Below are 4,968 nucleotides of genomic sequence, written 5' to 3'. Positions count from 1 at the left end.
AGGCCACGGTGATGCCGGGCGACGTCGGGCCGTCGGACAGCGAAGCCATCGACGCCCTGATCCGTTCAGGGCAGATCGGCCTGCGCTTCCCTCCTTCCCTGGAAGCCCGCTTTCAGCTCGACAGCAGCCCCGAGCGCATGCGCAAGATCGTCGTCAGCGGGCTGCTGGTGACGGTGCTGTTCAACGTCTTCCTGCTGTCCGACTGGTTCATGGTGCCTGACCAGTTCGACCTGGCCCTGCGCCTGCGCCTGCTGTGCTTCTCGCCCCTGGTGCTCGCCGGCCTGCTGTTGCTGGTGCGCGTGCGCTCCTGGCGCCTGAGGGAGGGCCTGACGGCCGTTTCGGGCATCACGGCCTCGGCCATCTCGGCCTGGATCTGCCATGTCAGCACCGATGTGCTGGCACCCGCCTACCTGGTGGGGCTGGCCATGATCGTGCTGTTCTCCAACTCGGTGGCCCAGATGCGCTTCTGGCCCGCCTTGTGGATGGACATGGTCGTGCTGGGGCTCTTTGTGCTGTGTGCCATCCACAAGCCCGAGGCGCCGCTGGCCTTGCTGCTGCCCATCGGCCTGGTGCTGGTGTCGACCACGGTGTTCACCCTCTATGCCTGCTTCACACAGGAAACCGACGAACGCCGCCACTGGCTGATGCGCCTGCGCGAACGCCTGCTGATGAGTGAACTGGGCGAAGCCAACGAGCACCTGCACAAGGTCTCTCGCAGCGACATGCTCACGGGGGTGGCGAACCGCCACCACCTCGACGAGTTCATGGCGCGCATCTGGGCCTCGGCCCGTGAGGATGGCCGCGAGGTGTCGGTCATGATGATCGACATCGATCACTTCAAGGCCTACAACGACCGCTACGGCCACCTCGAAGGCGACGCCTGCCTGAAAGAAGTGGCCAGCGCGCTGAAACGCCGTCTGCGCCGCCCCGACGACCTGATTGCGCGCTTCGGTGGTGAAGAGTTCATCGTGGTGCTCAGCGGCACGCCGCTGTCCACCGCGGTTGCTGCCGCCGAGCGGGTGCGCAAAAGCATCGAGGGGCTCAACCGCCTGCATTCGGCCTCGACCACCCACGCCATCGTGACCGTGAGCATTGGCGTGGCCTGCCTCAAGCCCAATGCCCCGCATGCCACCGTGACGCAGTTGATCGCCGCGGCCGACGAGGCGCTCTACCTGGCCAAACAAGGGGGGCGCAACCGCGTGTTGGCCTTTGGCATCCATGCCTGAGGCCACCTTGCGCCCTCTCCACCTGCCCCAGCCCTCCACGCTGGCCGATGAGGCCGCCGAGATGCAGCGCATCAACCAGTTGCTGGATGGCGGGCTGCTGACGCTGCGCTTCCCGCCCGAACTGGAATCCCGCTTCATGCGGGACTCTGCCGAACAGCGACTCAGGCACTTTCTGATCAGCGGCCTCCTTGCCCTGCTGGTCTACAACGGTTTCCTGCTGGTCGATTACCTGATGGCCCGCGACGTCTTCTGGCTGGCGGTCTCGATCCGTTTGTTTTTCTTCACACCCCTGTCCTTGCTGGGGCTGTGGGTGGGGTGGCGCCATGCCCGGCGATTGCCACCCTCGGTCTGGCCGCTGCTGACCGAAGTCATGGTGCTGGGCAGCGGCCTGATCGCAGCCGCCAGCCTGGCCTTCATCCTCTCCAGCAGCCACAGCCCCATGAGCCACCACTACCATGTGGGCTTCGTGGTGGTCATCCTCTACGGCAACATCGTGCAGCGTCTGCGCTTTGGCCTTGCCCTGCTGTTTTCCATGGTGGTGCTGGCCATCCACGTGGGCGGTGTGCTGCTGCTGCCGAACATGCCGGAGCGCCTGGGCTGGCCCATCATCATGATGGTGGTGGCCACGGTGGTGTGTTCGCTGTACGCCAACCACGCGATGGAACGGGACGAGCGTCGGCGCTTCCTGCTGACCCTGCGCGAGCGGGGGCTGGTGCGGGAGCTGGGCCACACGCACGAACGGCTCCAGGCCCTGTCTCGGGTCGACGGCCTGACGGGCCTCTACAACCGCCGCCACTTCCAGGAACACCTCCAGGGTGTCTGGGCTCGGGCCGGCTTTGATGGCAGCCAGATGGCCATCCTCATGCTGGACGTGGACCACTTCAAGAAGTTCAACGACCGTTACGGCCATCCGGCTGGCGACGCCTGCCTGCGCGAGGTGGCCGAGGTGCTGCAGCACCACCTCAAGCGCCCGGCCGACTTTGTGGCCCGCTATGGGGGCGAGGAGTTCATCGCCGTGCTGCCTCAGAGCGATCCGGCCTATGCCGCCGGGGTGGCGGAACGGGTGCGTCAGGCCGTGGAAGCCTTGCAGCGACGGCACGAAGGCTCTTCGACGGCACGGGTGCTCACGGTGAGCCTGGGAGTGGCCTGCGGGCGGGCGAGCGCCACGCAAGCGCCAGATCAGCTGATCGCGCTGGCAGACCGGGCGCTCTACCAGGCCAAGCGCGATGGCCGCAACCGGGTGGCGCTGGCCTCAGGCGCCTGAAAGGGCCGACTTGGTCGGGACCTCGATCGGGTCCAAGTGGGCCATCACGTCGAGCACGGGCAGCCTGGCCATCACGCGGTCGCGGGCATCGGTGGCGATGTCATGGCCTTCGCGCACGGTGAGGGAGCCGTCCACCTCGAGGTGAGCGTCGACCATGATCATGTCGCCCATCTTGCGGGTGCGCAGGTCATGCACACCGCGCACGCCCGGGGTCTTGCGCAAGATGTCCTTGATGGCCTGGACCTGCTCGTCGGAGACGGATCGGTCCATCAGGTCGTGCAGGGCGTCCCAGGCGAAGTCCCAGCCCATCTTGCCGACCATGAAGCCCACGATGAGCGCAGCCACCGGGTCGAGCAAGGGGTAGCCCAGCAGGTTGCCACCAATGCCGATGGCCACCACGAGGGACGAGGCCGCATCCGAGCGAGCGTGCCATGCGTTGGCCACCAGCATGCCGGAGCGCACCCGCTCGGCCGCGGCCAGCATGTAGCGGAACAGCCCTTCCTTGGCGACGAGTGCGGCCAGGGCCACATACAGGGCCACGGGCTGCACGGCCGGGATGGTCTCGGGCGTGCCCAATTTGTGCACCGCGCCCCACAGCATGCCCACGCCCACGCTGAGCAGCAGGCCGCCCAGCACCAGCGAGGCGGCGGTTTCGTAACGGTGGTGGCCGTACTGGTGGTCGTCGTCGGCCTCTTTGCTGCTGTGCTTGTTGACGAACAGCACCACAAAGTCGGCGATCAGGTCGGAGAGGGAGTGGATGCCGTCGGCGATCAGGGCCTGGGAGTGCGCCATCACACCCACCACCACCTGCAGGGCGGTGAGCACGAGGTTGACGACCACGCTGACCAGGGTGCTGCGCTGGGCCACGGCATGGCGCTCAGGCGTGTCCTGTTCAGGGTCGTCGAGCGGGGTCAGGTCGATCGGCATGGTGACGTTCGCCCTCAACCCAACCAGTCGATGTGGTGACCCAGCTTGCGGGCCTTGGTGCCCAGGTAGCGTTCATTTTCAGGCTGGGTGTCGGTGCGCACGGGCACACGCTCTTCGATCTGCACGCCATGGGCCTTGAGGGTGTCGACCTTGCGTGGGTTGTTGGTCATCAGCCTGACGGAAGAGACCCCCAGTTCACCCAGGATTTGAGCGGCCACATCGAAGTTGCGCAGGTCGGCCGCAAAACCAAGGTGGTTGTTGGCCTCGACCGTGTCCATGCCCTGGTCCTGCAACTGGTAGGCCTTGAGCTTGTTGGCCAGGCCGATGCCACGGCCTTCCTGTCGCAGGTAAAGCACCACGCCGCTGCCCTTCTTGCCGATCTCGTTCATGGCGAAGTGCAACTGCGGGCCGCAGTCACAGCGCAGAGAGCCGAAGACATCGCCGGTCATGCACTCGGAGTGCACGCGCACCAGGGCGCTGCCTGCCACCTCGCCCATGACCATGGCCACGTGCTCCAGGCCCGTGGCTTTTTCGCGGAAGAGCTTCATGGTGAAGCTGCCGTGTTCGGTGGGCACGCGGGCCTCGGCCAGAAACTCGACCAGGGCGGAAGTGACCGGCGTCAGGGGGCTGACGGGGGAAAGGCTCGCGGAATCAGGGCTCGACATTCATTTTCCTCAGGGGGCTCACATTTTGCCAAAAGCCACCGACCCGCCCATTGTGGGCGCCAAAAAGACCCGACTGTGGGAAATAAGGCAGTGAATTGCCAAGAACGGCCCTGGTCGCACGGCCTGCCCGCGCAGCACAAGCGACTGGACGGCGGCCGGCGAAGCCGCTACGATACTGTATATCCATACAGCAATTGAGCCGCATCCACCATGCCCAGCGCCGCCCTCCACCTGCCCGATCACGTGGCCCGCGCCATCTGGCGAGGACAGGACCTGGGCCGTGCACACACGGTGGTGCGCCCCAGCGGTCACCCTGCACTGGACGCCGAACTCCCCGATGGCGGCTGGCCTTGCCAGAGCGCGATCGACATCCTCCAGTCCCACACGGCGCAGGCCGAGTGGCGCTTGTTGGCCCCCAGTTTGCGTGCGCTGATTGAACAGGGTGGCAGCGTGCTCCTGATCGGGCCGCCGCAAGAACCGGGGCTGCTGGGCTTGCTGCAAGCGGGCCTGCCTGCCGAGCGCCTGCTCCGCATTGGCGCTCAGACCGCGGCCGAGCGCCTCTGGGCGACCGAACAGGCCCTGAAAACACCCTGCCTGAGCGCGGTGCTCTGCTGGCTTCCGCAGGCCTTGCCAGCGCAAGTTCGTCGCCTGCAAGCCTGTGCGGCGCAGCACCCAGGCCTGCTCTTCCTGTTCAGGCCCCTGGCCGCCCAGGGCGATCCCTCGGCCGCACCGCTTCGGCTCAGGCTGAGCCTGGGCGCATGGCCCCACCCCTTGCAGGTCGACATCCTCAAACGGCGTGGGCCAGCCCTGGATCGCCCTGTGATCCTTTCGCACTGGCCCAACGGGCTCATGCCCCTGATGACCGTGCCTCGGACCGCCCCCCTGC

5 protein-coding genes are annotated in these 4,968 nt (G+C 66.6%); 3 read left to right on the top strand and 2 right to left on the bottom strand.

The genetic code is table 11. The features are described from left to right. Together QZ994_RS18650 and QZ994_RS18645 are read left to right on the top strand one after the other, a co-directional pair. Positions 1-1,226, top strand: a 1,226-nt coding sequence (locus QZ994_RS18650) for a diguanylate cyclase (RefSeq protein ID WP_290877208.1), incomplete at its 5' end; no start/stop codon positions are given. 7 nt (positions 1,227-1,233) lie between these two features. Further along, complete coding sequence (locus tag QZ994_RS18645; RefSeq protein WP_290877205.1) at positions 1,234-2,490, top strand: diguanylate cyclase; 1,257 nt, start codon at positions 1,234-1,236, stop codon at positions 2,488-2,490. Here the strand turns inward: QZ994_RS18645 and QZ994_RS18640 are convergent. Together QZ994_RS18640 and ribA are read right to left on the bottom strand one after the other, a co-directional pair. Further along, positions 2,479-3,417 carry a cation diffusion facilitator family transporter gene (locus tag QZ994_RS18640; RefSeq protein WP_290877202.1) on the bottom strand — a complete coding sequence of 313 codons (939 nt, stop codon included), beginning with the start codon at positions 3,415-3,417 and terminating at the stop codon, positions 2,479-2,481. The genes QZ994_RS18645 and QZ994_RS18640 overlap by 12 nt on opposite strands. Before the next feature lie 14 nt (positions 3,418-3,431). Then, positions 3,432-4,082 (bottom strand): GTP cyclohydrolase II, encoded by a 651-nt coding sequence (ribA, locus tag QZ994_RS18635; protein ID WP_290877199.1) that lies wholly within the window; start codon positions 4,080-4,082, stop codon positions 3,432-3,434. 210 nt (positions 4,083-4,292) lie between these two features. On the opposite strand from ribA, the gene imuA reads away from it, so the two are divergent. Next, the coding region (gene imuA, locus QZ994_RS18630) for a translesion DNA synthesis-associated protein ImuA (protein ID WP_290877196.1) at positions 4,293-4,968 on the top strand (676 nt) is incomplete at its 3' end.

The organism is Aquabacterium sp. (assembly GCF_021768455.1).
Lineage (GTDB): Bacteria > Pseudomonadota > Gammaproteobacteria > Burkholderiales > Burkholderiaceae_C > Aquabacterium.
Note: the sequence above shows the minus strand (reverse complement) of the source record. Positions and strands in the feature narration are given on the sequence as shown.